Here is a 476-nt window from a genome sequence, read left to right as displayed (position 1 = left end):
CGCATCAAGAATTTTTCGACCAGCCATGATCCCCAACTGGTTTCGATGTACTACCAATTTGGACGTTATTTGTTGATTTCAAGTTCTCAACCGGGTGGACAACCCGCCAATTTGCAGGGTATTTGGAACGAAAGCACCAATCCGGCCTGGGACAGCAAATACACCATCAACATCAATACCGAAATGAATTACTGGCCAGCCGAAAAATGCAACCTTACCGAGCTGCACGAGCCACTAATCCAGATGGTAAAAGAGCTTTCGGAAACAGGAACGCAAACCGCCCGCGAGATGCACGGCGCCAAAGGTTGGGTCACCCATCACAATACCGACATTTGGCGAATCAGCGGTGTGGTTGATGGCGCTTTTTGGGGCATGTGGCCCATGGGTGGTGCCTGGCTTTCGCAGCATTTGTGGGAGAAGTATTTGTACAGCGGCGATTTGAACTACCTCGAATCGGTTTACCCGGTGTTGAAATC

General features: G+C 50.0%; 1 protein-coding gene. It reads left to right on the top strand.

From position 1 onward, the window contains the following. A partial coding sequence (locus tag N2K84_RS20220) for a glycosyl hydrolase family 95 catalytic domain-containing protein (RefSeq protein ID WP_428222005.1) occupies positions 1 to 476 on the top strand: 476 nt, incomplete at both ends.

Source organism: Gaoshiqia sediminis (genome assembly GCF_025907915.1).
Classification (GTDB): Bacteria; Bacteroidota; Bacteroidia; order Bacteroidales; family Prolixibacteraceae; genus Gaoshiqia; species Gaoshiqia sediminis.
This window is presented reverse-complemented; position numbering and strand designations above follow the sequence as displayed.